The sequence below is a fragment of the Sulfurimonas sp. genome (assembly GCF_026991475.1).
Classification (GTDB): Bacteria; Campylobacterota; Campylobacteria; order Campylobacterales; family Sulfurimonadaceae; genus Sulfurimonas.
The window spans coordinates 1-1523 of the sequence record NZ_JALXBK010000073.1 but is presented as its reverse complement, the minus strand read 5'-3'; the positions used below and the strand labels follow the sequence as shown (position 1 = coordinate 1523).

The following is a 1523-nucleotide window of genomic DNA, read 5'->3' as shown; positions in this document are numbered from 1 at the left end:
CAAATTGCACAAGACGCTGCAAAATTCGCAAAAAAATCAACTCTTGCACAACGCTGTTCATGGATACTTGATGTAGCACAAAAACTACGTGAAAATAAAGAAGATATAGCTCGAACCATTACTGATGAGGTGGGTAAACCCATAACATTTGCTCGTGTGGAAGTGGAGCGTTGCATTGAAACACTTACACTCTCTGCTGAGACGATGCGAACGATGTCAGGTGAGACTATAAATACTGATGCGTATGCTTCTGGTAAAAAGACAATGGCATTTTTTCGCCGTGAACCTGCAGGTGTTGTTGTAGCCATTACCCCTTTTAACTTTCCTCTTAATCTTGTAGCACATAAACTTGGTCCTGCACTTGTAGCAGGAAACGCAGTGGTACTCAAACCAACTCCCGAAGCACCACTTACTGCCTATAAGTTTGCAAAGCTCTTCATTGAGAGTAACTACGCTATTCCTGATGCACTCTCAGTCGTATATGGCGATGCAGAGGTTGGGTCTGCACTTATTAGTTCTGATATTCCTCGTGTTATCTCTTTTACGGGCAGTGTTCCAGTTGGAAACATCATTACAAAAAATGCAGGTATAAAAAAAGTAGGATTAGAGCTCGGTGGAAACGCAGCGACTTTCATTGAAAAGTCGGCAGACCTTGCTTATGCCGCTACTAAATGTGCTCTTGGTGCTTTTGTGAACTCTGGTCAGGTTTGTATCTCTTTGCAGAGAATTTATGTGCAAGAGGATATTTATGATGAGTTTGCAGAGTTGATGGCAGCAGCGACGAAAAAACTCAAAGTCGGTTCACCTTACGATGATGACACCTTTATGGGACCACTCATTGATGATGAATCATGCGCTCGTGCGATGGCGTGGGTAGAATCTGCCATAGAAGAGGGGGCAATTCCTCTACTGCTTCCGCGTTTAGAGGGAAGAACTTTTTATCCGTGTGTAATGGCAAATGTGCGTGATGATATGGCTATCGTCTGTGAAGAGGTCTTTGCTCCTATTGTCTCACTTGTAAAAGTAGATAGTTTCGATGATGCCGTAGAGCGAATGAATGACTCTCCATATGGCTTACAATTCTCCATATTTACAAATGATTTGAACCTCACAAACCGTGCTATAGATGAGCTTGATGCAGGTGGGATTGTCATAAATGATATGCCGACACTGCGTTTTGACATCCAGCCTTATGGCGGTGTGAAACTCTCAGGAGTAGGGCGTGAAGGTCCTCGTTTTGCCATAGAAGAGATGACAGAGATAAAATCTGTAGTGATTTGCTAAAAATGAAGAAAAAGGCTCTTGTTTCTGCTTGTATTTTGGGCGAGTATTGTCGCTATGATGGCAAAACAAAGAAGATAAACGCAGTAATAGAAGCGTTGGGGGATGAGTATGAAATTATCCCTTTTTGTCCTGAAGCACCTCTTTTTGGAACACCAAGAGAGCGCATTAATGTAGTTGATGTAAATGGTGAGCAGCGCATAGTTACAGATGAAACAAATGTAGATGTAACACTGCGTTTA

The 1523-nt window shown here is 42.4% G+C and carries 2 protein-coding genes; both read left to right on the top strand.

Annotation, left to right across the window (positions count from 1 at the left end):
* Window positions 1-1284 (top strand): aldehyde dehydrogenase family protein (locus MV589_RS05980; RefSeq protein WP_297433019.1); only part of this gene is annotated, 1284 nt, incomplete at its 5' end.
* Between the two features lie 2 nt (window positions 1285-1286).
* On the top strand, window positions 1287-1523 hold a 237-nt coding region (locus MV589_RS05975; RefSeq protein ID WP_297433017.1), incomplete at its 3' end, for a 2-thiouracil desulfurase family protein.